At 73.9% G+C, this 25002-nt stretch carries 22 protein-coding genes; 11 read left to right on the top strand and 11 right to left on the bottom strand.

The window, feature by feature from the left end; genetic code table 11:
* Positions 1 to 4: 4 nt before the first annotated feature.
* Both ACFZBB_RS05005 and ACFZBB_RS05000 read right to left on the bottom strand, forming a co-directional pair.
* Positions 5 to 2995 carry a tetratricopeptide repeat protein gene (locus ACFZBB_RS05005; RefSeq protein ID WP_391117915.1) on the bottom strand — a complete coding sequence of 997 codons (2991 nt, stop codon included), beginning with the start codon at positions 2993 to 2995 and terminating at the stop codon, positions 5 to 7.
* A gap of 49 nt (positions 2996 to 3044) precedes the next feature.
* Positions 3045 to 4868 (bottom strand): HSP90 family protein, encoded by a 1824-nt coding sequence (locus tag ACFZBB_RS05000; RefSeq protein ID WP_391117913.1) that lies wholly within the window; start codon positions 4866 to 4868, stop codon positions 3045 to 3047.
* 255 nt (positions 4869 to 5123) lie between these two features.
* Here ACFZBB_RS05000 and ACFZBB_RS04995 point away from each other — a divergent pair, with 255 nt between their 5' ends.
* Positions 5124 to 6530 carry a GNAT family N-acetyltransferase gene (locus ACFZBB_RS04995; protein ID WP_391117911.1) on the top strand — a complete coding sequence of 469 codons (1407 nt, stop codon included), beginning with the start codon at positions 5124 to 5126 and terminating at the stop codon, positions 6528 to 6530.
* A 261-nt stretch (positions 6531 to 6791) separates the two neighbouring features.
* Here ACFZBB_RS04995 and ACFZBB_RS04990 read toward each other — a convergent pair whose 3' ends face one another.
* Positions 6792 to 7985: a PLP-dependent transferase gene (locus ACFZBB_RS04990; RefSeq protein WP_391117909.1), complete on the bottom strand. Its 1194-nt coding sequence runs from the start codon at positions 7983 to 7985 to the stop codon at positions 6792 to 6794.
* A 60-nt stretch (positions 7986 to 8045) separates the two neighbouring features.
* On the opposite strand from ACFZBB_RS04990, the gene ACFZBB_RS04985 reads away from it, so the two are divergent.
* From ACFZBB_RS04985 to ACFZBB_RS04975, 3 genes are all read left to right on the top strand, one after another.
* A complete protein-coding gene (locus ACFZBB_RS04985) occupies positions 8046 to 8522 on the top strand; it encodes an AsnC family transcriptional regulator (protein ID WP_391117907.1) in 477 nt (158 codons plus the stop codon).
* A gap of 155 nt (positions 8523 to 8677) precedes the next feature.
* Positions 8678 to 10366, top strand: coding sequence for a DUF885 family protein (locus ACFZBB_RS04980; RefSeq protein WP_391117905.1), 1689 nt, complete (start codon positions 8678 to 8680; stop codon positions 10364 to 10366).
* A 304-nt stretch (positions 10367 to 10670) separates the two neighbouring features.
* Entirely contained in the window at positions 10671 to 11195 is a 525-nt protein-coding gene (locus tag ACFZBB_RS04975; protein WP_355341268.1) for a GNAT family protein, read from the top strand.
* A 25-nt stretch (positions 11196 to 11220) separates the two neighbouring features.
* Here the strand turns inward: ACFZBB_RS04975 and ACFZBB_RS04970 are convergent, their stop codons facing one another.
* Positions 11221 to 11736 carry a rhodanese-like domain-containing protein gene (locus ACFZBB_RS04970; RefSeq protein WP_391117903.1) on the bottom strand — a complete coding sequence of 172 codons (516 nt, stop codon included), beginning with the start codon at positions 11734 to 11736 and terminating at the stop codon, positions 11221 to 11223.
* Positions 11737 to 11830: 94 nt separating this feature from the next.
* Here ACFZBB_RS04970 and ACFZBB_RS04965 point away from each other — a divergent pair, with 94 nt between their 5' ends.
* A complete protein-coding gene (locus ACFZBB_RS04965) occupies positions 11831 to 12277 on the top strand; it encodes an Lrp/AsnC family transcriptional regulator (protein ID WP_355341274.1) in 447 nt (148 codons plus the stop codon).
* Here ACFZBB_RS04965 and ACFZBB_RS04960 read toward each other — a convergent pair.
* Both ACFZBB_RS04960 and ACFZBB_RS04955 read right to left on the bottom strand, forming a co-directional pair.
* The gene (locus ACFZBB_RS04960; RefSeq protein WP_391117901.1) at positions 12267 to 15671 is read right to left on the bottom strand and encodes an AAA family ATPase; all 3405 of its coding nucleotides are present in this window, start codon (positions 15669 to 15671) and stop codon (positions 12267 to 12269) included. The genes ACFZBB_RS04965 and ACFZBB_RS04960 overlap by 11 nt on opposite strands.
* Positions 15671 to 16870 carry an exonuclease SbcCD subunit D C-terminal domain-containing protein gene (locus ACFZBB_RS04955; protein ID WP_391117899.1) on the bottom strand — a complete coding sequence of 400 codons (1200 nt, stop codon included), beginning with the start codon at positions 16868 to 16870 and terminating at the stop codon, positions 15671 to 15673. Before ACFZBB_RS04955 ends, ACFZBB_RS04960 begins: the two co-directional genes overlap by 1 nt.
* A 403-nt stretch (positions 16871 to 17273) precedes the next feature.
* Here ACFZBB_RS04955 and ACFZBB_RS04950 point away from each other — a divergent pair, with 403 nt between their 5' ends.
* Together ACFZBB_RS04950 and ACFZBB_RS04945 are read left to right on the top strand one after the other, a co-directional pair.
* Positions 17274 to 18335 (top strand): zinc-binding dehydrogenase, encoded by a 1062-nt coding sequence (locus ACFZBB_RS04950; RefSeq protein WP_391117897.1) that lies wholly within the window; start codon positions 17274 to 17276, stop codon positions 18333 to 18335.
* A 38-nt stretch (positions 18336 to 18373) separates the two neighbouring features.
* The gene (locus tag ACFZBB_RS04945) at positions 18374 to 18745 is read left to right on the top strand and encodes a MerR family transcriptional regulator (RefSeq protein WP_391117895.1); all 372 of its coding nucleotides are present in this window, start codon (positions 18374 to 18376) and stop codon (positions 18743 to 18745) included.
* Here the strand turns inward: ACFZBB_RS04945 and ACFZBB_RS04940 are convergent.
* Positions 18742 to 19374 (bottom strand): YigZ family protein, encoded by a 633-nt coding sequence (locus ACFZBB_RS04940; protein ID WP_391117893.1) that lies wholly within the window; start codon positions 19372 to 19374, stop codon positions 18742 to 18744. The genes ACFZBB_RS04945 and ACFZBB_RS04940 overlap by 4 nt on opposite strands.
* Positions 19375 to 19482: 108 nt before the next feature.
* Here ACFZBB_RS04940 and ACFZBB_RS04935 point away from each other — a divergent pair, with 108 nt between their 5' ends.
* Both ACFZBB_RS04935 and ACFZBB_RS04930 read left to right on the top strand, forming a co-directional pair.
* Complete coding sequence (locus tag ACFZBB_RS04935) at positions 19483 to 19890, top strand: CoA-binding protein (RefSeq protein ID WP_355341292.1); 408 nt, start codon at positions 19483 to 19485, stop codon at positions 19888 to 19890.
* 22 nt (positions 19891 to 19912) lie between these two features.
* On the top strand, positions 19913 to 20149 hold the full coding sequence (locus tag ACFZBB_RS04930; protein ID WP_391117890.1) for a hypothetical protein: 237 nt from the start codon (positions 19913 to 19915) through the stop codon (positions 20147 to 20149).
* 25 nt (positions 20150 to 20174) lie between these two features.
* On the opposite strand, the gene ACFZBB_RS04925 is transcribed toward ACFZBB_RS04930, so the two are convergent.
* Both ACFZBB_RS04925 and ACFZBB_RS04920 read right to left on the bottom strand, forming a co-directional pair.
* The gene (locus ACFZBB_RS04925; RefSeq protein ID WP_391117888.1) at positions 20175 to 20705 is read right to left on the bottom strand and encodes a YbaK/EbsC family protein; all 531 of its coding nucleotides are present in this window, start codon (positions 20703 to 20705) and stop codon (positions 20175 to 20177) included.
* A 64-nt stretch (positions 20706 to 20769) separates the two neighbouring features.
* Positions 20770 to 21522, bottom strand: a complete 753-nt coding sequence (locus ACFZBB_RS04920; RefSeq protein ID WP_391117886.1) for a DapH/DapD/GlmU-related protein — start codon at positions 21520 to 21522, stop codon at positions 20770 to 20772.
* 143 nt (positions 21523 to 21665) lie between these two features.
* On the opposite strand from ACFZBB_RS04920, the gene ACFZBB_RS04915 reads away from it, so the two are divergent.
* Entirely contained in the window at positions 21666 to 22178 is a 513-nt protein-coding gene (locus ACFZBB_RS04915; protein WP_391118473.1) for a gamma carbonic anhydrase family protein, read from the top strand.
* 129 nt (positions 22179 to 22307) lie between these two features.
* Here the strand turns inward: ACFZBB_RS04915 and ACFZBB_RS04910 are convergent, their stop codons facing one another.
* Both ACFZBB_RS04910 and ACFZBB_RS04905 read right to left on the bottom strand, forming a co-directional pair.
* Positions 22308 to 22970 (bottom strand): VTT domain-containing protein, encoded by a 663-nt coding sequence (locus tag ACFZBB_RS04910; RefSeq protein ID WP_391117884.1) that lies wholly within the window; start codon positions 22968 to 22970, stop codon positions 22308 to 22310.
* Positions 22971 to 23133: 163 nt separating this feature from the next.
* Entirely contained in the window at positions 23134 to 23586 is a 453-nt protein-coding gene (locus tag ACFZBB_RS04905; protein WP_391117882.1) for a DUF4442 domain-containing protein, read from the bottom strand.
* Between the two features lie 72 nt (positions 23587 to 23658).
* Here ACFZBB_RS04905 and ACFZBB_RS04900 point away from each other — a divergent pair, with 72 nt between their 5' ends.
* Positions 23659 to 24924, top strand: coding sequence for a hypothetical protein (locus ACFZBB_RS04900; RefSeq protein ID WP_391117880.1), 1266 nt, complete (start codon positions 23659 to 23661; stop codon positions 24922 to 24924).
* The last annotated feature ends 78 nt before the right edge of the window (positions 24925 to 25002 follow it).

Raw genomic sequence — 25002 nt, 5'->3', positions numbered from 1 at the left:
GGCCTCAGCTCTCGTCGTCCGCGCGGTCGGCGCTGGTGTAGTCGAGGATCGAGGCGGCCTCGGCGCGGCGGGCGTCGGCCGTGGGGCCCTGGGCGTCGGCGTATTCGGCGGTGACGGTACGGGCGCGGGTGGCGGCGGCGGTGGGGCGGGCGAGGTCGGCTTCCAGCCAGGCGGCCATGAGGGTGGCGGCGGTGCGGTCGTCGCGGGCGGTGGCGCCCAGCGGGGTGAGGGTGGCGATGGCGAGGTCGGCCAGTGCCAGGGCCTCCTCGTAGACGGCGTCCATGTCACCCGGACCGTCCTCGGAACCGGCGGTCACGCCCGCCGCGCGTATGACGATCTCGGCGGTCTGACGGTAGGTGTCGGCGAGGTCCACGCGCAGGTGGGTGCTGGCCGTCCCGTCGTCGGGGTCGGCGGCTTCGAGTGCCTGTCGCACCGTGTCGACGGCGGCCGTCATGAGGGAGCGGGCCACGGCAATGCCCCCGCGGCCTTCGCGCACTTCGATCCACGCGCGGGCGCGCAGGGTACGGATCAGGGCGTGCGGGTCGCCCACGGCGCGCCAGAGGTCCTCGGCGCGGGCGTAGGCGCGTACGGCCTCGTCGTGCAGACCGGCGCGGTTGAGCGCGTCGGCGGCGAGATTGGCGAGCATGGCGTGGTCGCAGGGGTCGTCCCAGCCCTCGGCGACCCGGGCGGCGCGCAGGAACTGCTCGGCGGCCTCGCGGGCCTCGCCGAGGTCGAGTTGGCACTCGGCGAGCCACCAGCGCGCCTGGACGATCTGGGCGTCGTTGCCGCCGCGTTCCAGGTCGGGCAGGACGGACTCCAGGACGCAGGCGCCCTCCTCGGCCCGGCCGAGCCGCCGCAGCGCGCCGCCGAACAGCAGCCGGGCGGTGGCGCCCATGTCGTCGCCGTGGCCGGCCTCGTCGGCCCACGTCGCGGCCTCCAGCGCCTCGGCCGCGGCCTGTTCGTCGTCGCCGAGCGCGGCGCGCGCCTGGGCGATGAGCAGGTGCAGATGGGCGCGGTGCGGCGGTTCGAGTACATCGGCGCCGTGGTCGAGCGCGGCGCGCGCGCAGTCGGCCGCGGTCTCGGGGTCGCCGCCGCGCAGTGTCAGGTCGGCGAGGGCCGCCTCGGGCTCGGCCGCGTACCAGGGCTGTTCCGCCGCGTGGTGCAACTCGGCTCCTCGGGTGAGGAGTCGGACGGCCTGCTCGCCGTCGCCGCGGCCCGCGGCCAGCCGTCCGAGCATGACGGTGGCGTCCGCGAGGCGTCCGGTCATCCCCGGCTCGGCCTGGTGCTCGTCGCTGAACTCGGCCACGTCGGCGGCCTGTTGGGCGGCCTCCGCGAGCGCGGCCCGCCGGGCCTCGTCGTCGCCGCCCGCCGCGGCGGCCAGCAGGACGCGGCAGCGCAGCAGCCCCGCGCCGCTGACCTGGCGGGCGGTGGCCCGCTCCCTGCCGTGCAGGGCGCGCAGCACCGCGCACTGCTCCTCGACCGCCCGCAGCGCCTCGTCCGCCTCGCCGGTGAGCGCGAGCGCGTAGGCGGCGCGGGCCCGGCTCGCCGCGGCCTCCGCCGGCTCCCGCGCGTCCTCGAACTGCCGCGCGGCGCGCAGGAACAGCTCGCGGGACCGTACGGGTTCGCCGATCGCGGCCATCGCGGCGTTGTCGGTGATCTCCGCCCGCGCCGCGGCGTCCACTTCGGCGCCGGTCCGTTCCACGGCGGCGGCCACGTCCGCCCACGCCTGGTGGGCCCGCGGGTCGCCGCCGTCGCTGAGCCGCCGCGCCTCGGCGACCATGTCCGGCAGGTCGTCGGCGCCGGGTTCTGCCGGTACGGAGTCGGCCCGCGGCGGGGGAAGGGCGGGTCCCGCCTCCGTGGCCGCCGCCTCGCCGAGCCGCGCCGCCCGAATCCCCAACGGCAGCCGTTCCAGCAGGGGTTGGCGCGCCATCCGCTCCCGTACGGCCTCGGAGACGGCCCGCGTGCCGTTGCGGGCGTCGAAGCTGTGCGCCAACTCCAGGGCGCGGGTGCGGGCATGGGTGTGCAGGTCGGCGGCGGTCCAGTCGCGTCCCGCCGGTCCCGGCACCGGGCGGTCTCCGTGGCCGAGCGCGGTGAGCCGGGCGGTGAGCAGCGCGGTGACGGCGTGGTGGTCCATGAGGCTGTCGGGGTCGCCCGCGGTGGTGAAGTGCGCGGGGTGTGCGGCCAGGATCTCCAGGCCGCGCGCCTCGTTGCCGGTCAGCGCGCAGAATTCGATGTGCTGGGCGACGGCGGACCGCATGCTCTCCATCGACCGGACCATCCGGTAGCCGCGCAGGTGGTTGGCGCGGGCCAGGTCGGCGCTGCCGGTCCTGAGCAGCGGCAGCAACGAGGAGGCCAGCACCCCGTGCGGCTCGTGCGCACACGTCAACTCGCCCGCCAGCACCGGCTGCCAGCTCTCCAGCGCCCGCCGGTCGTCGCCGAGGCGCACCCGCCAGCCGCCCTGGGCGTGCAGTTCGCAGGCGTGGCAGTCGCTCATCACGTCGCGGTCCGCGGCCAGCCACGCGGCGAAGGCGGCCTCGGCGCGCGGCAGATCGCCGATGTGCCGGGCGATCCTGAACTGGCCCTGCCGTACGGCGCGTTCGGAGTATCCGGCAAGCCGGTAGCGGTGTTCCATCTCGGCCTGCCACTTCTCGATGGCGGCCAGCGGGATGTGCGGCTGGTCGAGCATGCCGCTGGAGACCCACTTGAAGTACCAGTGCAGGCTCTTGGCGCTGAACTCGTCGAAGTCGCCCGGCTGTTCGTCCCACATCCGCAGCGCCTTCGCGAAGGGCACGAATCTCTTGTCGGACTCGGAGCTGTAGTTGTACGCGGTGAGCAGATTGAACAGCGCCTCGATGATCAGCGGGCGGTCACCGGTGCGGTCGGCCTCCTCGGCGATGCGCTCGGCGCGGGCGTTGCGGGCCGCGCCCTCCGGCTCCGCCGCGTTCTCCTGGATGGCCCGGCGCAGATCCGCCGCGGTCGTGGGCTCGCCGGTCATCGTGGGCTCCCTGGGACGCCGAGCCGTGGCCCGGTCGGACACGTCGCCTTCATCGGCCCTCCTCCTGCCCGGCCGGATGGTCGGTGGCCCACTGGAGCAGGTCGAGGAAGGCCCGGTTGAGCAGCGCGGTGTCGGCGGGCCGCAACGGGCGCTGCGCCATCAACAGCGCCTGCCCGTAGAGCGCTTCGACGGAGCTGGCCACCAGGTCGCGGGCGCCGAGCGCGCCGATCCTGCGCACCAGCGGGTTGAGGTGGTTCAGGACCAGCCGGGCCCTGGGCGCGGTGCCGCGCAGCGATCCGAGGATGCCCGCCCACAGGTCGTCGGCCTGTTCCTCTTCCTCCTCGCGGGCGCGCTCGTGCCGGGCCGACCGGTCGTCGAGGTGCAGGGCGGGGACGGTCAGCGGGTGGAACGTGCGCAGGACGACGTCGCAGCCCAGCGGGTCGAGTGCGGCGCGGGCGACGGCGAGGAAGCCCGACAGGGCCAGTTCCTCGGCCGGGTCGACCGTGTCGAGGTGGGCGGTGACGGTGTCGGCGTCCAGTTCCGCGACCGGGGTGCCCGGCCGTACCCGCGGGAGCATCCCGACCAGGTCGGCGTCGTACGTGTAGCCGCCGTTGACCACGCCCATGCCCTGGGCGGCGGCGATGGCGGCGACCTGGCGGAATTCCTCGACGGTACGGGTGAAGTGCACCGTCGGGTGGCGGCGGGCGAATTCGTCGAGCGACTGCTGCCCGTCGGTGGTCTCGAACGGCAGCCAGGGCAGCATCACCCGCAGCAGGTCGGGGTCGTGCCGGGCGAGCGTCTTCACGCCGAGGTGGTGAACCGACAGGAAGTGTCCGAGGCGTTCAGGCTCGCCCGCGGCCAGCGTCGTCAGCCACTCCTTGATCCGCTCGCCCAGCGCGTCGCGGACGGCGGCGAGCGTCTCGTCGGCGTAGAGGTGTTCGCGGGACGCGGTCGGCCGCAGGCTGTCGGTGTCGATGACGCAGCGGACGAAGAAGGCCCAGTCCGGGAGGAGTTCGTCGGCGCGGTCGGTGAGCAGCATGCCCTTGAGGTGCACGCGGTGGCCCGCGCGCTGGGCCGGGCTGACGGCGGAGGGCAGGACGTACGCGATGCCGCGCACTCCGGCGACCGGCACGTCGAGGTCGATGGCGTCCAGCGGCAGGAAGCCGAACTGCTCCTGGCAGTGCCTGGCCAACTCCACCCGGCGGGCCCCGGCGCCGGCGTGGCGGCGCTCCCAGACCGGCGGACGGTCGGTGACGGGCGTGTCGTCCACCCGGATGTCGTACGGCAGCAGCGAGCCGAAGTCGCGGGTGACGGCGGTGACCCGCTCGGGCGTGAACCAGTCGGCGGCGCCGGGCCGCGCGGTGAGGTGCACGGTGGTGCCGGGTTCGGTCCTGGCGTCGTCCGGCAGCGTGCGTACGGTGTACGAGCCGTCGTCGCGCGCGGACCATTCGACCGGCGGCGCGTCCGGGGTGCGGGCGGAGCGGCTGACCACGCGGATGGTGTCGGCGACGACGAAGCAGGCCAGCAGGCCGATGCCGAACTGACCGAGGAATTCGGTGCGGGCGGAGGCGATGCCGCTCTCCAGCGCGTCCCGCTTGGAGCTGCGTCCGATGGTGGCCAGCAGATTGTGCACGTCGGCCTCGGTGAGGCCGATCCCGGTGTCCTCGACGCGCAGCGCGCCGGGTTCGGTGTGCAGCAGGACGCGGGCGGGCGCGTCCTGGTCCTCCGCGCGGCGGGCGGTGATCGCGTCGACGCCGTTCTGCAGAAGTTCCCGCAGGTAGACCTTCGGGCTGGAGTAGAGGTGGTGGGAGAGGAGATCCACCAGGCCACGCAGATCGACCTGGAAGGTGTGCGGTGTCTGTTCTGCAGTCATCGTCGCTGCGCCGGTGGGGGTAGCTGCTTCGGCGCGGGTAGGGCGGCTCGGGTGATCCGCGGCGGGGTGAAGTCGGGCCATCGTAGGCGGCGCGGGGGCTCGTTGACCATGGGGCCATGGATGCCGCACTCCGGCGCGAGAGGGGCGCATTCGGCAAAAACGTTGAAAACGTAAGTTAACCGAAAAGATCCGTCCTTTACCGGCCGGTCACGGAACGTTCGTGATCACGCAACACATCTTAGGCATGGTAGACGTATGTCTCAGTCGACTCCTGCCCATCCCGGATCCCGTCAGCATCACTGGCGCCGCGAATTCGTCGAAGTGGCCGCGCTGTTCACGGCGATGGCCACCGCCGACCTGATCGCCGAGACGGTGGGGCACGGACCCGACGGCCGGGTGCTGCTGGTCATGTCGGCGGCGGCGCTGCTAGCGGTGGCGGGCTTCCACACATGGTGGGCACGCGGGCGCGGCCACGCGCCACCGGCCGCCGCACCGCAGACGGGCGAGGACGTACGCGCCGACGAATCCGCCGACGAGCCAGGCGCCGAGCGCGCGGGCGACCGTACCGACGGCGAAACGACGCTGTGGCGGTTGCGGACGACCGTGCGCGACGCCCCCGGCGCCCTGGGCGCGGTGTGCACGGCGCTCGCGGGCAGCCGGGTCGACATCGTCACCCTTCAGACGCATCCGCTGGCCGACGGCACGGTGGACGAGTTCCTGCTGCGGGCCCCGGCGGTGCTGCCCGCCACGGCGCTCGCCCGGACCGTCACCTCTGCGGGCGGCACCGACACATGGATGGAGCGGGCGGACGCCCACGACCTGGTGGACACCCCGACCCGCATGCTCACCCTGGCCACCCGTACGGCGCTCGACGCGGCGGAACTGCCGCTCGCGCTGCGGCAGTTGTTCGGCCGCTGCACCATCCGCTCGACGCCCGCGCCCGCCGACGTCCCCGCTCACGCCGAGGACGCGCTCGACGGCACCGTGATGCGGCTGCGCGACCCGTCGGGCGGCACGATCACCGTCCAGCGCGACCATCTCCCCTTCACGCCCACCGAGTTCGCCAGGGCGCGGGCCCTGCTGGAGCTCGACGCGCGGCTCGGCGCGCGCCTCGGGGCCAGGACGCCCGACGCCAAGGACGTCCTGACGCTCCCCGAGGGCAACGAGATCACGATCCGCCGCGCCGGGCCCGAGGACCGCGAAGCCGCCCTGGCGATGCATGAGCGCTGCTCCCCCGGCACCCTCGCCCTGCGCTACCACGGCCCCGTCGGCGACGCCGACCGCTACCTCGCCCACCTGCTCAGCCCTCGCTTCGGCCGGTCCCTCGCCGTCGAGACCGCCTCCGGCCGTCTGGTCGCCCTCGGTCACCTCCTCTGGGACGGCGACGAGAACGAGGTCGCCCTCCTCGTCGAGGACGGCTGGCAGCGGCGCGGCATCGGTGCGGCCGTGCTGCGCAAACTGGTCGCCATGGCCGTCGAGGCCGGGCGTGACAGCGTTTACGCTGTCACGCAGTCGACCAACACCGGCATGGTCGCCGCCATGCGCGAGCTTGCGCTGCCGCTCGACTACCAGGTCGAGGACGGCACCCTCGTCATCACCGCCACCCTGGCGTCTGCCGACGCCCCGTCCCCCCTCCCCCGCACCCCCCAGGACCGCACCTGACGCTGCACCTCGGAAGGTCCACCCGACGCTTCGGGTCACGCCCCGAAGGGGCGCGGGGAGGGTGCGCTGCCGTTGCGCAGGGCCTGTTTTTCAGGGGCGCGGAGAACTGCGCGGCCCGCCCCCACCGGGCTGTCAGCCCGAGAACAACAGCACCTGCCCCGCTGGGGCCGGTTCTCAGCCGCGCCACCGCGCGGGCTGAGCGCGCAGTTCCCCGCGCCCCTAAAAACACGGCCTACCCTTCTGCGTCAGCGGAGGGCGCGGTCAGACGTCGATGCGACGTACGCCGGGTGCGGCCGAGGTGGTGGAGGACGCAAGCGCGAGCGTCAGGTCGGACCAGAGGTCGTCGACGTCTTCGAGGCCGACCGAAAGGCGGAGGAGCCGTTCGCTGACGCCGGAGCGGGAGCGATCGGCCTCGGGGACGATGCGGTGGCTGATGGAGGCGGGGTGCTGGATGAGGGTGTCGACGCTGCCGAGGCTGACGGCCGGGGTGATGAGGCGGACGGCGCCGATGACGGCGTGGGGGTCGCCGAGGACTTCGAAGGCGATCATGGCGCCGCCGATCCGCGGGTAGTGGACGGCGCCGACGCGGGGATCGGCGGTGAGGCGCCGGGCCAGTTCCGCGGCGGTCGCGGAGGCCGCCCGCATGCGTACCGGAAGGGTGGAGAGCCCGCGCAGCAGGAGGTAGCCGGCGAGCGGGTGCAGGACGCCTCCGGTGGCGAACCGCACCTTGCGCAGGCGCCGCGCGAAGTCCTCGTCGCAGGCGACGGCGCCGCCGAGCACGTCGCCGTGGCCGCCCAGGTATTTGGTCGCGCTGTGCAGCACGATCCGGGCGCCGGATTCGGCGGGCCGCTGGAGTACGGGCGTGGCGAAGGTGTTGTCGACCAGCAGCGGCACGGTGCCGCAGGAGTGGGCGATGGCCCGCAGATCGACCTCCGCGAGGGTCGGGTTGGCGGGCGTCTCGACGATGACGAGACCGGTGTCGGGCCGCATCGCGTCCGCGATGCCCGCCGGGTCGGTCCAAGTCACCTCGGTGCCGAGCAGTCCGCCGGTCAGCAGGTGGTCGCTGCATCCGTACAGCGGCCGGACCGCGACGACATGGCGCAGCCCGTCGGCGGCGCGCGCCAGCAGGCAGGCGGTCAGCGCGGCCATTCCGCTGGCGAAGGCCACCGCGGCCTCGGTGCCCTCCAGCCGGGCCAGCGCGGTCTCGAAGCGGGCGGTGGTCGGATTGTCCAGCCGGGCGTAGACGGGCGGGCCTTCGAGCTGTTCACCGGTGGCGGCGAAGGCGTCGATCCGCCGGGCCTCGGCGCGGCTGTCGTACGACGGGTAGGTGGTGGACAGGTCGAGCGGCACGGCGTGCACGCCGAGGGCCGCGAGGTCTTCGCGCCCGGCGTGCACGGCCTCGGTGGCCAGGGTCAGGCGGGGCCGGGACGGTGTCGTTGCTGCTGTCGTCTCCATGTGCTCCAGGCTGAACGCTCGCCGGGCGCTGTGGGAAAACGCCCGTGCTACGTTCGCCCGATGTCTGATTCCGTCGCGCTGGATCCGGTGGATCTGGAGATTCTCCGGCTGCTGCAGAACGATGCCCGGACCACGTACCGCGACCTCGCGGCGGCCGTCGGTGTGGCGCCGTCGACCTGCCTCGACCGGGTGGCCCGGCTGCGGCGCAGCGGCGTGATCCTCGGGCACGAGCTGCGGCTGGACCCGGCGAAGCTGGGCCGCGGCCTGGAGGCGCTCCTTCTGGTGCAGGTACGGCCGCACCGCAGGGAGTTGATCACACCGTTCGTGGACCGCGTCCGCGCGCTGCCGGAGTCCCGCGCCCTGTTCCACCTCACCGGGCCCGACGACTATCTGGTGCATGTCGCGGTGACCGGTGCCACCGATCTCCAGCGGCTGGTGATCGACGAGTTCACCTCACGGCGGGAGGTCGCGCGGGTCGAGACGCGGCTGATCTTCCAGCAGTGGGCGTGCGGCCCGCTGCTGCCGCCCACGCCGTGACCCGGACGGTCCGATCCGCACGGGCCCGCCTGGGCTGTTCCGCGGGGCGCGAGGGCCGGGGAACACGCCCCCAGCTGCGGCGTACGCGCCAGGCGTAAGGCACCACGCACACAATGGTGGTGACGCGAGGGCCGGTCTCGTACCAGGATGGCGCCATGTCCAATATCACCAGCAGCCCTCTGCCCCGCCAGGTCGCCGACACCTACGTCGACGATCTCCTCGCCCTCGACCCGGTCCTCGGCACCTACCTCGGCGCCCCCGGCAGCGCCCGCCGCCTGCCGGACTTCTCACCGGCCGGCGCCGACGCGCTGGCCGCGCTGGCCCGCTCCACGCTGGACCGGTTGACCGAGGCGGAGGCGCGGCCCGGTGGCGAGAGCGACGCCGAGCGGCGGTGCGCGCGGCTGCTGCGCGAGCGCCTGAGCGCGGAACTCGCCGTGCACGCGGCCGACGAGCACCTGCGCGCGGTGAGCAACCTCAGCTCCCCCGCGCACAGCGTCCGTGACGCGTTCACCCTCATGCCGACCGACTCCGCGGCGGACTACGCCGATCTCGCCGCCCGGCTGCGCGCCGTCCCGGCCGCGCTCGACAGCTACCGCGCCGCGCTCGCCGAGGGCCTGTCCCGCAAGCTGTACGCGGGCCCGCGCCAGGTGTCGACGGTCATCGGCCAGATCGGTGAGTGGATCGGCGACGACGGCGGGGAGAGCTGGTTCACCGGGCTCGTCGCCGAGGGGCCGCAGGAGCTGCGCGCCGAGCTGGACGCCGCCGCCGCCGAGACCACCGCCGCCTACGCGGCCCTGCGCGACTGGCTGCGCGACACGTACGCCCCCGCCGCCGAGGGCACGTCCGACACCGTGGGCCGCGAGCGCTACGCCCGCTGGTGCCGGCTGTGGAACGGTACGGACCTCGACCTGGACGAGGCGTACGCGTACGGCTGGTCCGAATACCACCGCATCCACGCCGAGATGGTCACCGAGGCCGCGAAGATCCTGCCCGACAAGTCCCCCTGGGAGGTGCTGGCCCACCTGGACCAGCACGGCACCGCCATCGAGGGCGTGGACGAGGTACGCGACTGGCTCCAGGGTCTGATGGACGAGGCGATCCAGGCGCTGGACGGTACGCACTTCGAGCTGGCCGACCGCGTCAAGCGCGTCGAGTCCCGGATCGCGCCCCCCGGCGGCGCGGCGGCCCCGTACTACACCGGTCCTTCGGAGGACTTCAGCCGTCCCGGCCGTACGTGGCTGCCGACGATGGGCAAGACCCGTTTCCCGATCTTCGACCTGGTCTCCACCTGGTACCACGAGGGTGTGCCGGGCCATCACCTCCAGATCGCGCAGTGGGTGCACGTCGCCGAAAGCCTGTCCCGCTACCAGGCCACCGTCGGCATGGTCAGCGCCAACGCCGAGGGCTGGGCGCTGTACGCCGAGCGCCTCATGGACGAGCTGGGCTTCCTCACCGACCCCGAGCGGCGCCTGGGGTACCTGGACGCCCAGATGATGCGCGCCAACCGCGTCATCGTCGACATCGGCATGCACCTCGAACTGGACATCCCCGCCGACTCGCCCTTCCACCCGGGCGAGCGCTGGACGCCCGAGCTGGCCCGCGAGTTCTTCGGCCTCCACAGCGGCCGGCCCGCCGACTTCGTCGACAGCGAGCTCATCCGCTACCTCGGCATGCCCGGCCAGGCCATCGGCTACAAGCTCGGCGAGCGCGCCTGGCTCACCGGCCGCGAGACCGCTCGCGCGGCGCACGGCGACGCCTTTGACGCCAAGGCGTGGCACATGGCGGCCCTGTCGCTCGGGTCGCTGGGACTCGACGACCTGGTGGCGGAGATCTCGGCGCTCTGACCTCCGGTCGGGGACTTTCCCGGGGACGCGAGCCCCGCCTCGCCCCCGGGGAGACCTGTGCCCCGCAGACGCGCCGGGGGAGGAACCGCGCGCTCGGCCCCCACCGGTCCGGTGGTCGCGAAACAACGTCTGCCCCACCGGGGCGACCCTTTGCCCGCGGCCCCGTGTGGGCTGGTCGCGCGGTTCCCCCGCCCCCGGAAAAGCCGGGCGCGGCCCTCGGCACGGGGTCGCCGCGCGAGGCGGTTACGCTGCTGCCTTCCGGTTCGACGCCGGGACGACAGCTCGCAGAAGGCGGTACGGCTCGATGACGTTGCACGCTTCCCATGACGGTGGACGGCTGGTGCTGACGCAGGGCCGGTTGACCCTGCGTGAGCAGCTTCCGGAGGACGCGGCGCTGTTGGCGGACGGCAAGCCCGCCGGGTTGGTGTGGGTCGACGGTGTGCCGGGGGACGGCACGGTGGGCGCGGCCTCGATGACGGTGGCCGCCGCCGCGGCGGGCGTCTACCGGCCGGGCTGGGGCGTCTTCGCGATACAGCGCAGTGACGACCTGGTGGCGCTGGGCGGCGCCGGGTTCCACGGGCCGCCGGACGGCGGCGCGGTGGAGATCGGGTACGACCTGTCGGAGTCGGGGCGGGGCGCGGGCTGGGCCACGGACGCGGCGCGGGTGCTGTGCCAGTGGGCGCTCGCGCAGCCGGGCGTGCTGGTCGTGCTCGCCACCACGGAACCGGCGAACCGCCCGTCGCAGGCCGTTCTGGAGCGCGTCGGCTTCGTGCGGGTCGCGGACCGCGGGGAGCTGTGGGCGTACGAGCTGACGTCGCTGCCGGACTGAACGGCCGAACGAGCGGACGTCGGGGTCAGCAGCCGCAGTCGTCGGCGCCGCCCGGCGCGGTCAGAGGGTCGGCCGCGCGCCGGGCGGGGCCGTCGGCCGTCTCGTACGCGAAGCCCTCGCGGATCCAGTACTCCATGCCGCCGAGCATTTCCTTGACCCGGTAGCCGAGGCCGGCCAGGGCGAGGGCGGCGCGGGTGGCGCCGTTGCAGGCGGGGCCCCAGCAGTGGACGACGACCGGGAGGTCGCGGTCGAGGAATTCGGCGGCGAGTTCGGGGACGCGCGCCGTCGGCAGGTGGACGGCGCCGGGGATGTGGCCCTGGTCCCAGGACTCGGTGGAGCGGGAGTCGACCACGACGAACCCGGGGTCGCCGCCCGTGGCACGGGCCGCCTCCAGTGACGCGGCGACATCGGAGACGTCGGTGTGGAAGGCCAGGGAGGCCGCGAAGTACGCGGCGGCGTCGGCGGGGGCTGCCGGTGGCACCCGCAGGACCGGGCCGACGGCGGTGGCAGGGGCGCTGAGCTGGGATGTCCGCTGTGTCATGGCGCAGAATCTACGGTCGCGCCCGGCTTGCCGGAAGTGTGCTTCCCCCGCAAATGCCTTGATCGGCCGGGCTTTCCCCTGCTATCCATCGTGCATGACCGCTTATTCCCTCGACCCGACCGACTGGCGGCTGCTGGAGGCCCTGCAACGCGACGGCCGGGCCAGTTACGCCGAGCTGGCCCGTACCGTCTCGATGTCGCCGAGCGCCGTCACGGAGCGGGTCCGGCGCCTGGAGGAGGCCGGGGTGATCACCGGATATTCGGCGGTGATCGACCACGACCGGATCGGGCTGCCGATCCTCGCGATGGTCCGGCTGCGCTATCCGACCGGCAACTACCGGCCGTTCCACGACATGCTGGCGACCACCCCCGAGGTGCTCGAGGCGCACCACGTGACGGGGGACGACTGCTTCGTGATGAAGGTCGCGGCGCGGTCCATGCGGCATCTGGAGGAGACCACCGGGCGGATCGCCGGGCTCGGCGCGGTCACGACCAGCATCGTCTACTCCTCACCGCTGGAGCGGCGCCCCCTCACGCTCTGACCGGCCCGCCTCCGGCGGCGGCCGGTGCCCCGGTCCGCATCCGTACGCTCGATCCGTCCCTGCCCTTGACGACATGCAGTTGGGCCGGGATGCGGTGCCGCAGGTCGGCGACGTGGCTGACGATGCCCACCGCGCGGTCGCGTTCCCGCAGGCCGTCGAGGACGTCGAGCACTTCGTCGAGGGTCTGGTCGTCGAGGCTGCCGAAGCCCTCGTCGATGAAGAGGGTGTCGAGGCGGGCGCCGCCCGCCTCGTCGGTCACGACATCGGCGAGGCCGAGCGCGAGGGCCAGCGACGCGAAGAAGGTCTCGCCGCCGGAGAGCGTCGCGGTGTCGCGTTCGGTGCCGGTCCAGGCGTCGACCACCATCAGGCCGAGCCCCGACTTGGCCCGGCCGCCGCCGCGCGCGTCGGTGTGCACGAGGGTGTAGCGGCCCGAGGACATGCGCTGGAGGCGTACGGCCGCCGCGGCGGCGACCTGTTCCAGCCGCGCCGCCAGCACGTACGTCTCCAGCTCCATCCGGTAGCGGTTCTCCGCGGTGGTGGCGGAGGCGAGGTCGGAGAGCCGGGCGATGGCGTCGAACTCCGCGCGGGCCGGGGCGAGTTCCCTGGCACGGGTGGCGGCCTGCGCGGACAGCCGGTCGAGTTCGGCGCGGCGGGTCGCGGCGGCGGACTCGGCGGCCGAGGCGGCGCGCAGCCGGTCGGTCGCGGCGGCGAGTACGGCCTGCGCGGCTGTCGGGTCCGCGGGCGGCAGTTGGGCCGCCGCGGCGGGCTCGGGCGCGGCGAGGTCCGCTTCGACGGCGGCCTCCTCCTTGGCCCACGCCTCGGCCTCGCGCTCGGCGCGCCACAGCCGCTCCGGGTCGAGCAGCGCGGCCTCGGCGTCGGCGGGGGACGCGAAACCGGCGCGGGTCGCGACCTCCGCGAGCGCCGTGTCGGCCTCCGCGAGCCGCTGCCGGCTGTCGCCCCGGTCGCGTACGGCGTGCGCCGCCCGGTCGAGCAGCGCGATCCGCGCCGACAGCCGGGCCCGCCGGTCCGCGACGCTCGCGTACCCGGCCCGCGCCTGGTCCAACTCGGCGCTCAACCGGCGCTGCTGCGCGTCCAGTTCCTCCCGCCGCGAGGTGCGTACGTCGGTTCTGCTCTGTGCCTCGTGCCGCTGCGCCGTGCGGCGGTCGCGCTCCTGTTCCGCGCGCTCCAGCGCCCGGCGCGCCTCGGACACGTCGGCCGCCGCGCGTGCGGTGGTGGAGTGTTCGGCCTCCAGTACGGCGCAGGCGGCGGCCAGCCGGGCCAGCGGCTCGTCTCCCGCCGTGGCGGTGGCGGCCTCCCACGCGGACCCGATCCGGTCGGCTTCGGTACGCGCCGACTCGTGCCCGGCCGCGGCGCGTTCGTAGGCGGCGCCGGCCGCGTCCTCGTCCGCGCGGGTGACCTGCTGCGCGGCGGGCCTCGCGGGGGCCGGGTGTTCCGGCGAGCCGCACACCCGGCAGGGCTCGCCGTCCGCCAACTGCTCGGCCAATTCGGCGGCGATGCCGTCGATCCTGGCCTCCCGCAGGTCCTGCCACGTCTCCCTGGCCCGCGCCGCCGTGTCCCGTGCGTCCCGCGCCCGGTCCTGAGCCCGCGTCAACTCCTGTGCCAGCCGGTCGCGTTGTTCTGCCGCGTCCCTGCGGCGGCGCGCGGTGTCCAGCTCTGCCGCCAGGCCCGCCGCCCTGGTCGCCGCCTCAGCCGCGCCGTCCGCCCTGGTCTGCAAGGCGGTGCGCAGCGTCGGCCACTCCTCCAGCCATCCGTCGGCCTCGCGCACGGCCCCCTCGTCCGCGCGCTCCTCCCGGTCGAGCGCCGCCCGCCGCTCGGCGATCTCCCGCACGCGCTTCTCGGCCTCCCCGGCCCGGGCGAGGCCCCCCAGCTCCTCCCGCAGCTCCCCCGCGCGTCCCGCCAGCGCCTCGGCGAGCCAAGGCCCTTGCTCCACTGTGCTGTTGGGCGACACGGAGGCGGATTCGGGTGCCCGCTCGCCCCGGCCGGCCTTCCGTTGCTCGCCGAGCCTGGCGTCCTGACGGTCCACGGACCTGCCCTCGGTCGGGCTGACGGTCCGCTCTTCGCCGTACTCGATGGACGCCCGATCGGCAGGCGCACCGGCCGACCGCTGCTCGCCGGGACCGCCGAGCGGCAACTGGTCACCGGGCCCGGTGTCTTGGCCGTCCGAGGACCGGCCGGGTTCGGGCCCGGCCGGGCCGGAAGCCGGTCGGGGGCCCGGCGCGTCGGCCGCCAATAGACCAGCCGTCTGCCGGGCGGCTGTCTCCAACGGGGATCGGTGGTGCGGTACGGCGGGCGTCGGGGGCTGTTCGCCCGCGGTCGTCAGGTCCGTGAGGACGCGGCCTTCGATGGCGACGGCTTCGCGGTGTTGGAGGGCGGCCTTGTCGCGCAGGGCGAGGGCGGGTTCGACGGTCGCGGCGCGGTGGGCGCGGGCCAGGCGGTCACGGGCGGCGGCGCGGTGGGCGCGCTCACCGTCGAGGGCGGCGGCGCGGCGGCGGGCCTCGGCGTGCCGGGACTGGAGGGTGTGGAGGTCGCGGGCGGCGTCGAAGCCGGTGGCGGCGGCGCGGTGGGCGGCCTCGGCGTGCCGCAGGGCCTGCGCGGCGATCGTGGCGGCCTCGCGGGCGTCGCAGCGCAGGACCGCGGCCCACTCCAACAGCCCTTCGGGCGAAGGGCCTTCGTCCGGCGCTCCGTCAACTACGGCCCCGGCCGCCAGCCCGCCCGCGGCCTGGCGCATCCGCTCGGCGAGGTGGACCAGCCCCTTGTCACCGGCGGCGAGCCGCCCGGCCGCGTCCTGCTTGCGGTCGCGCAGCCAGTGCTCGACGGCCTTGAAGCGGCGCGTGTCGAAGAGCCGTCCGAGCAGTGCGGTCCTTTCGGTGGCACTCGCGCGCAGGAAGGTGGCGAATTCGCCTTGCGGCAGCAGCACGACCTGGCAGAACTGCTCGCAGCTCATGCCGACGAGCTGCTTGATCTCCTCGCCGATCTCCTGGTGCGACTTGGACAGCGCCTGCCATCCGCCGTCCTTGTGCTCGCGCAGCAGCGTGACGGCCTTGTCCATGGTGGTGCCGGTGCCGCGCTTCTTCGCCCGCGGCTGCTCGGGCCGCCGGGTGATCTCCAACCGCCGTGTCCCTACGGTCAGTTCGAGGACGACCTCGGTGGCGGTTCCCGCCGCCGCGTGGTCGCTGCGCAGCCGCGTCACCGGCCGGGCGCCGGGCACCTGGCCGTAGAGGGCGTAACAGACGCCGTCCAGGACGGAGGTCTTGCCGGAGCCGGTGGGGCCGTGCAGGAGGAAGAGCCCGGCGGCGGAGAGTTCGTCGAAGTCGACGCACTGGGTGGCCGCGAAGGGGCCGAAGGCGGTGAGTTCGAGGCGGTGCAGTCGCATCAGGCGCGTTCCGTCCGTACGGTGTCCGCCCGTACCGCGTCGAAGGCCGCGCTCAGCGTGGCGCTCTCGTGCGCGGCGGGCGCGGAGCCGCGGACGTGGGCGACGAAGTCCTCGGCGATCTGCTGGTCGCTGCGTCCGCGCAGCCGCCGGGCGTACGAGGCGAGGGGGTCGTCGTCACCGGTCTCGGGCTCGAAGGCGAGGCTGAGGACGTGCGGGAAGCGTTTCGCGAGCGCGGCCATCGGCTCGTGCGGGCGGAAGGGGTCGGTGAGGGTGGCCTCCACCCAGGCGTCCTCGTGCCGGTCGAGCGCCGGGTCGGCGATCAGGTCGTCGAGACGTCCGCGGATCCGGGCGAGCGCGCGCGGCACGGGCGTGTCGACCCGTTCGGCGTCGATGGCGCCTTCGGGGCCGAGTTCGACCAGCCACATGCTCTTGCGGTGGTGCTCCTCGGAGAAGGAGTACGCGAGCGGCGAGCCGGAGTAGCGGATCCTCCCCTGGCCTTCGGCCAGGGGCTCGCCCGTCGCGTCGCGCTCGGTGAGGGTCTGGCAGCCGTGCAGGTGGCCGAGTGCCACGTAGTCGATGCCGTCGAAGACCTCGGCGGGTACGGCCTCGACGCCGCCCGCGGTGATGTCGCGCTCGCTGGCGCAGGGCGCGGCGCCGGTGACGAAGGCGTGCGCGAGCACGACGCTGCGCGTGCCCGCGGCGCGCTCGGCGAGGTCGGCGCGGATCCGGTCCATGGCGGCGCCGAGCACCGCTGTGTGGTCGGCCCGGTCGGCGGCGAACTCCTCGCGGGCCAGGGCCGGTTCGAGGTACGGCAGCCCGTAGACGGCGACGTCGCCGTGTGCGTCGGTGAGTAGCACGGGCCGGTGGCAGCTCGCCGGGTCGGTGCGCAGGTGGATGCCGGAGCGGCCCATGACGCGGGCGCCGACGCCGAGCCGCCGGGCCGAGTCGTGGTTGCCGGAGATCATGACGGTGGGCACGTCCAGGTCCGCGAGCCGGTGCAGTACGTCGTCGAAGAGTTCGACGGCGGACAGCGGCGGGACCGCGCGGTCGTAGACGTCCCCGGCGACGAGGACGGCGTCCACGCGTTCGGCGCGGACGGTGTCCACGAGGTGGTCGAGGAAGGCGCGCTGGGCGTCGAGCAGGCTGACGCGGTGGAAGGAGCGTCCCAGGTGCCAGTCCGAGGTGTGCAGAAATCTCACGCGACCGCTCCGACCCGCACGCTCACCCTCGCCGTTCCTCGACTCCCGCGGGTGTCAGACGACTTCGACTGGCTTCCGCGGGCACCTGTGCCGCGCCGCTTCCGGCGCCCGATCCGTACCGCTGCGATCTTCTCATCCGGGCTCGCGGCCCGTGCGCCGTGGCTCACCGGCGGTGGTCATGGAGTGTAGAAGGTCGCCGCCCGGCAGGCGGTGGAGATCGGTGATCAGGTCGCCGGAAAGCCCTGAAACCATTGTAAGACCCTGTAAGTCGCCAGTAACTCCTCTAAAAGGGCACACCGCTTGACCCTGACGCGCGGGTCAGGGATTAGCGTCACCGCGCCCCGGTCGACGGCAGCGCACCACGCCGCCGCCCCGAATCCGCGCGTCCTCAGGAGACCCGTCCATGTCCGCAACGCCACCGGTAACCCCTCAGGCAAGCCCCTCTGTCCTGCCCCGCACCAGCCGTGAAGTGCGGATCGTCGCTGTCCCGCAAGGACTGCCCTCGCCCGGGGACTTCGCCGTCGCGCAGACGCCGCTCCCGGAGCCGGGGCCCGGCCAAGTCCTCGTCCGCAACCGGCACTTCCTCGTCTTCCCGGGCCTGCGCACCCTGCTCGGCGGTGAGAGCGACGGCGTCCCGCTGCCGCCGCTGCGCCACGGCGACACGCTCTTCGGGCCCGCCGTCGGCGAGGTGGTCGCCGCGCCCGACGGCGACGGGCCGCGCCCCGGTGACACGGTGCTGCACCTGCTCGGCTGGCGCGAGTACGCGCTGGTGCCCGCCGCCCAGTGCGCCGTGCTGGACGACACGCTGCCCGACCCGGTGGCGTATCTCGCCCAGGGTTCCTCCGCGTACGGCGCGCTCACCCGGCTGGCCCAGGTGCGGGCGGGCGACACCGTCTTCGTCACGGGCGCGGCAGGGGCGGTCGGCACACTGGCCGGGCAGATCGCCAGGCTGCTGGGCGCGGCCCGGGTGATCGGCAGTACGGGCTCGCCGTGGAAGGCCGACCGGCTGCGCTCCGAACTGGGCTACGACGCGGTCGTGTTGCGCGGCTCCGGGCCGTTCGCGCGTCAGCTCGCCGAGGCGGCGCCCGGCGGTGTGGACGTGGTGCTCGACACCGTCGGCGGCGAGCAGTTGGCCGCGGCTCTCGGCGCGGCCAACCAGGGCGCGCGCTTCGCGCTGATCGGCGCGCTGTCCGGGCAGCTCTCCGCGGACCGGGCGGGCGGCAGCGCTCCCGTCGAGATCGACTCGTACCGGCTCGTCGTCAAGGGCCTATCCCTGCGCGGCTACAGCGGTCCCGACCACCCGGATGTCGAGGCGGAGTGGACCGCGCGCTTCGGCGGCTGGCTGCGCTCGGGCGAGATCCGCTTCCCGTACACGACGATCACCGGCATCGAGCGCGCGCCCGAGGCGCTGCCGGATCTGATCGGCGGGCGGCACTTCGGGGCTGCGATAGTGGAGCTGGAGTAGAGAGGGACGAGCGGTACGAGGACCGCCAGGGGGGACGGATGCGGATCGGCGAAGCGGCGGCAGCCGCCGGAACCACCCCGCGCGCACTGCGCTTCTACGAGCAGCGCGGCCTGCTGCCGCCACCGGCCCGCACCGGCTCCGGCCAGCGCGATTACGGTCCCGCCGAGGTCGCCCGGCTGCGCGTGATCCGTGAGCTGCTCGCCCTCGGCCTCACCGTCGAGGATCTGCGCAGCCGCGCCCACCGCCTCCACCTCCTGGCGGCCGACCCGCCCGCCCCCTGCGACGGTTCCGCCGACCGCCCCGGCTCCTTCGCCGACGTCGTCGACCGCCGGCTCGCCCTCCTGGACGCCGAGATCGACCGCCTCACCCGCCTGCGCACCGACCTCGCGGAGCGCGCCCGAGGGCGCTAGCGCGTCACGGTCACATACGCGCTTCCGCCCACCGTCACCTCGGCGGCGCCCGATGTGGCGTCCGCCAGCCAGGACCGGAAGCCGGGGAGATCCGCCTGCGGTACGCCCAGGTCGATGGTCACCGCGGCGGCGTACGCGACACCGCGGATGGCGTGTCCGGCGGCGCGCAGCTCGTTCTCCAGCCGCCCGGCCCGCTGGTGGTCCACGGTGACCGTGACCAGGACGAGCCGCCGCCGCTCGACCGTGCCGATCTCGTCCAGCGCGGCGGTGACGGCGCCCCCGTACGCGCGGGCCAGTCCGCCCGCCCCGAGCTGGACACCGCCGTAGTACCGCGTCACGACGGCCGCCGTGTCCCGGACCTCGCGGCCCAGCAGCGCCTGAAGCATCGGTGTGCCCGCCGTACCGCCCGGCTCCCCGTCGTCACTGGCCCGGTGCAGCCGCCCCTCGGGGCCGATGACGTACGCGAAGCAGTTGTGGCTGGCCCCGGCGTGCTCCTTGCGGACGCGGGCGACGAACTCCTGCGCCGCCTCCGCGCTCGCCACGGGCGCGAGCGCGCACAGGAACCGCGAGCGCTTGATCTCGCTCTCGCAGACCCCCGCCCGCGCCACCGTCAGATACCGGTCCACCATCCGGTCAGCCTACGGGCCGCGACCGGGAATGGCGGGCGCGGGAGGCGTGTTTGACCAGGCACGACGGCAGTACGTGGACGATGTGACGGCGAGCGGCTGGAGGACGGCGTGTACGGCGACGCGGAGACGGTGCGGAAGATCCTGACCGGTACCGGGGACACATGGGCGGTGGTGGGGCTGTCGAACAACACCTCACGGGCCGCCTACGGTGTCGCCGGTGTGCTCCAGCGGTTCGGCAAGCGGGTCGTGCCGGTGCACCCGAAGGCCGAGACCGTGCACGGCGAGCAGGGGTACGCCTCGCTGGCCGACATCCCGTTCCCGGTCGACGTGGTCGACGTGTTCGTGAACTCCTCGCTCGCGGGTGGGGTCGCGGACGACGCGGTGGCCGTGGGCGCGAAGGCGGTGTGGTTCCAGCTCGACGTGATCGACGAGGCGGCGTACGAGCGCACGCGGGCGGCCGGCCTGGAGATGGTGATGGACCGCTGCCCGGCGATCGAGATCCCGCGCCTGCCCTGACCTGTGGGTTTACGGTGGGGGTATGGGACACAAAGCTCCGCCGCCGCCGTTCGGACTCGACGAGCGGACGTATGCGCAGCTCTGGTACTACGCGCTGCCGGTGCTGGCTTTCGTCCTCGGTCTGGTCGTGCTCGTGGCGCTGATGGGTGTGCTCTCCGGGGCGTGGAAGATCTTCGCCGTCCTGGCCGGTGTGGCGGTCGGTACGGCCGTGGTGGCGGGGGGCAGGGCCCTGCACCGCAGGCTGGAGGACCGCTCGTAGCCCGCGGCCCCGTGGCCCCGCGTCGTCAGATACCGAGTCCTTCGAGGACGACCGCTCCGGGCAGCGCGGCCAGCGCCTTGCCCGACACGATGAGCTTGCCGCGGCGCGCGCCGCTGCCGATGACCAGGTGCGGCGCCTCCACGACGGCCGCGTCAACGAGCAGCGGCCAGTCGGCGGGCAGACCGACGGGAGTGATGCCGCCGTACTCCATGCCCGTCTCGCCCACTGCGGTGTCCATCGGCGCGAACGACGCCTTGCGCGAGCCCAGGTGGCGGCGGACCGCGCCGTTGACGTCGACGCGGGTGGTGGAGAGCACCAGGCACGCGGCGAGCGTGACGTCCTGGCCGCGCTTGCCCGCGACGACAACGCAGTTCGCCGAAGCGGTCAGCAGGTCGTCGCCGTAGGTCTCGACGAAGACGGCGGTGTCGGCCTTCTCCGGGTCCGTGTCGACGTAGAGCATGTCGGGTGTCACGGCGGCGGCGACCGGCGGCGGGAGCAGGTCGCGGCGCTCGGTGGCGAGGTGGGCTTCGTCGAAGTTGCCGATCGGTGCGCGCATACGGGCAACGTAACAAATGCCCACACGGCGGCGGAGATTCAGGGCGAGTGCCGGGGCAGGGCGCTCAGGGCCGGTCCTCCAGATCGGCCAGCGCCAGCAGTTGCTCGGGCGTGACGCCCTCGGGGACCGGCAGCGGCGGCGGGGTGCGCAGGGGCGGCTGCCAGCCGGTGTCCGGGTCCCAGCGCCGTACGATCCGGGCCGGCGCTCCGGCGACCACCGCGAAGTCGGGCACCTCGCCGCGGACCACGGCGCCCGCCGCCACGACCACATTGCGGCCGAGCCGCGCGCCGGGCAGGATCACACACCCCGAGCCGAGCCAGCTCCCGCTGCCGATCTCGACCGGCGCGGTGCGCGGCCACTGCTTGCCGACGGGCTGGGTCGTGTCGTCGTACGAGTGGTTGTCGCTGGTGACGTAGACGTACGGGCCGCAGTAGACGTCGTTGCCGAAAACCACCGGTGCGGAGGCGACGACGTGGCTGCCGCGGCCGAGGACGACGCCGTTGCCGAGGCGCAGGACGGGGTCGGGCCCGAGGTCGAGGCCCGGCATCATCCCGGCGGTGAGGGTGACCTGCTCGCCGATGACGCAGTGGTCGCCGAGGTGGATCCACGGCTCGCCGAAGACGGTGCCCAGCGGGAAGGCGAGCCGGGTGCCCTCGCCGATCCGGCCGAAGCGCAGCGGTCCCGGGCGCGCGGCGGTGACCGCGCCCGCGTTCTGCACCCAGCGCCAGCCACGGTGCACCATCCGCGATCCGACGCGGCGACGCCAGGCCGTGGCGGCGGCGGTCGCGGAGGAGAACACGTTCTCGTTCTTCGGCACGGGCCCACCGTATACGGTGCCGGGTGGAGACCACAGGACCGACGACGAGAGCGGTGGGCATGACGGACCCGGCGGTTACGCGGAGCGCGGGCGCGGCAGGCGCGGAGGGCGGGGGCACGGCGGGCGGCGGCGTCCCCGTACCGCTGATCGCGGACATTCTGGGCCGCGCACCGGAGATCGACGCGACCGCGTTCACCGCTCCCGGCTCGGTGGTGCTCGGGGACGTCACGCTGGGCGCGGGCGCGAGCGTCTGGTACCACGCGGTGCTGCGCGGCGACTGCGAGTCGATCACGGTCGGCGCGGGCTCCAACATCCAGGACAACTGCACGGTGCACGCCGACCCCGGCTTCCCCGCCGTCGTGGGCGAGGGCGTCACGGTCGGGCACAACGCCGTCCTGCACGGCTGTGTGATCGAGGACGACGTCCTGGTCGGGATGGGCGCCACGGTGCTCAACGGCGCGCACATCGGCACCGGTTCGCTGATCGCGGCTGCGGCGCTGGTCCCGCAGGGAATGCGGGTGCCGCCGGGATCACTGGTGGCGGGCGTGCCCGCGAAGGTGCGCAGGGAGCTGACCGAAGAGGAGAAGGCGACGGTACGGCTGAACGCCGAGCATTACGTGGCGCTGGCCGACGTGCACCGCGAGTCGCTGGGCTGACGGGAACGCGCACCGCGAGTCCCTGACCTGCCGGCCGACACGCGGACGGCGAGTCCCTGACCCGACGGCCGACGCGCCGACGGCGGGCCCGGAGGTCCGGGGGCCGCCGTCCGCGCAGTGTCGTGTCGCCTACTCGCCCTGCGCCACCGCGACCTCGGGTGCCGCCGGTGCCTCCTGCTGCTCGAACTCCGCCTGCGCCTTGGCGGCGCGCCGCTTCACGAAGAGGAACGAGGCGATGCCGAAGAGCACGGCCGCGGCGAGTCCGAAGTAGCCGAACCTCTTCAGCCAGGGTTCGGCGACCACGCCCACGTAATAGATGACGGCGGTGGTGCCGCCCGCCCAGACGATGCCGCCGAGCAGGTTCGCGATCAGGAACTTCCAGTACGGCATCTTGAGGACACCGGCCAGCGGCCCGGCGAAGATCCGCAGCAGGGCCACGAAGCGGCCGAAGAAGACCGCCCACATGCCCCAGCGCTGGAACGAGCGCTCCGCGGTGGCCACATGGCCGGGTGAGAAGTGTTTGGGGAATCTGCGGCCGAGCCGGTCGAGCAGCGGTTGGCCGCCGCGGTGCCCGATCGAGTAGCCGATGGAGTCGCCGCCGACCGCGCCGATGATGGCGGCGGTGCCGACCAGCCAGGGGTTGACGTGCCCTTGCGAGGACAGCAGCGCGGCGCTCATCAGGACGATCTCGCCGGGCAGCGGGATGCCCAGGCTCTCGACGCCGACGACCAGACCGACCATCAGATAGACGAGGACCGGCGGGATGCCGTCGAGCCACTCCTGGACGTGCACAGCGGGGTTCCTCCCCTGGACAACGGTGGGTTGCGCGCACGCGGCGCACACCGCCGAAGCCTAACGGACCGATCGCGGCGAAAGTCCGGTCAAGAGCGAGTCAAACAAGCCGATCAGCGGGCCGCCCGAGGTACCGCCCCGCGACCCGCGTGAAGTGCCCGGTTCAGCGGTTCGGCCGGAGCGTCCACACCACCGTCATGTGCGCGGTCTCGGCGCCGTCCTCCCTGCTGATGGAGATCTCGACGGGGAACTCGGGGCGCTCCCCCGCGTCCAGCTCGGCGACCACGTCGGCGGCGGGCCGACCCAGTTCCGCGGTGGCCGTCACCGGGCCCATCGCCAGCTTGCTGTACGCGATCTCGGCGCGGACGGCGAGCGGCACGGCCCGACCGAGCTGGTCGCCGAAGGCGGCGAGCACGATCGCGCCGCTCGCGGACTCGGCGAGGGTGAACATCGCGCCCGCGTGCGGACCGCCGACGTGGTTGTGGAAGTCGGGCTGGTCGGGCAGCAGCACGACCGCGCGCTCCGCCGTGGTCTCGATGAACTCGAGGTTGAGGGTGCGGGCCATCGGCACGGTGGCCGCCATCATTTCGCCAATGGAAGGCAAGGTCTCGGACATGGCGTGATGTTACCAGCCAGTAGCGGTATCCGGCGTGGAACCGTCGGGCCCACTCCCCTAGTGTTTCCAGCCATGTGGCCAGGAGAACAGCACAACGGGGGAGAGCAGAACCCGCAGGGCGCCCCCCCGCCGAATCCGCCGGGGCCGTACGGCCGGCCGACGCCTTACGACACGCCCTCGCCGTACGCTCAGCCGGGCTACCAGCAGCAACCGAACCAGCCCGCCCAGTCCGGTCCGCCGAACTTCCAGAAGCCGCCGGAGCATCCGCCGACCCCGCCCTACGGCCGGCCGCCCGCGGGACCGGGCCAGGCCGCGCCGCCGAACCAGTCCGCGGCGCCCACCCAGCCGTACGCGCAGCCCGGTTACGGCACCCCGTCCCCGTACAGCCAGCCCGGCTACGGGCAACAGCCGCCCGGCGGCTACCCGACTCCGCAGAACTGGGGCCCGCCCGTGCCCGGCGGCCCCGGCGGTCCCGGTGGCCCTGGTGGCCAGCCGCCGCAGCGCGACCGCAAGGGGCTGACGGTCGGCATCGCGATCACCGCCGCGGTCGCGGTGATCGCCGCGGTCGTCGTCGGCGCGGTCTACCTCACCGGTGACGACAAGAAGAAGACGGACGCGAAGGACGAGAGTCCGACCACGTCGGCGCCGCAGTCGCCCACGGGCACGCCGTCCACCACCGCGCCCACCTCCACCGCCACGGGCGGCACCGCCGACACGGGCGACTCGCCGCGCGGCGATCCGGCGGCGCTCGACGTCAAGCCGGTCATTCCGGGCTGGAAGGTCGTCATCCGCAGCGAGCGCAATGTCGCCTTCGACGTACCGCCGGACTGGTCGGTCGACAGCGAGGGCATGACGATCGGCTTCGAGGACAAGAACGGCGCCCCGGCCGTCGCGATGAGCGCGCCCGCGTATTACAAGAAGGACTGGTGCAAGAACGGCAACAGCAGCGCCGACCGCGCCGCCGTGGGCACCAAGGGCGCCAACGGCGCGAAGAGCGTGCGCAACGCCGCCGAGGTACAGGCCGTGTCGTGGGCGTACTGGGCCTACCAGGACAACGGCAAGGGCACCTTCTCCAAGGTGCAGAACAGCAAGGCGTTCCACAACGCGCACGGCATCTCGGGCTGGCAGGCGTCGGCCACCGCCGCCAACATCCCGAAGAGCAGCAAATGCTCGGCGGACGGCGCCGCGTACACCGTCGCCTGGAGCGACCCGACGCAGACGGACGCCGCCAAGAAGCTCGTGGTGTGGGTGCTCTACGCCGACCGCGGGGTGCCCGACCAGCTCTCGGATTCGGTGATCGACAAGATCAAGAGCACGATCCGGCCGCTGAAGAAGTAGCGAGGAGCGGCGGGGAGCGAGCGGGGAGCGGCCGGCGGTGGGTGCCCGCCGCTCCCGGACCGGCCGGAATCCGTTTGC

Origin of the sequence: Streptomyces sp. NPDC008139 (assembly GCF_042957025.1) — a bacterium.
GTDB lineage: Bacteria > Actinomycetota > Actinomycetes > Streptomycetales > Streptomycetaceae > Actinacidiphila.
The sequence above is the reverse complement of the archived record's forward strand: the minus strand, read 5'-3'. Positions and strand labels throughout refer to the sequence as shown.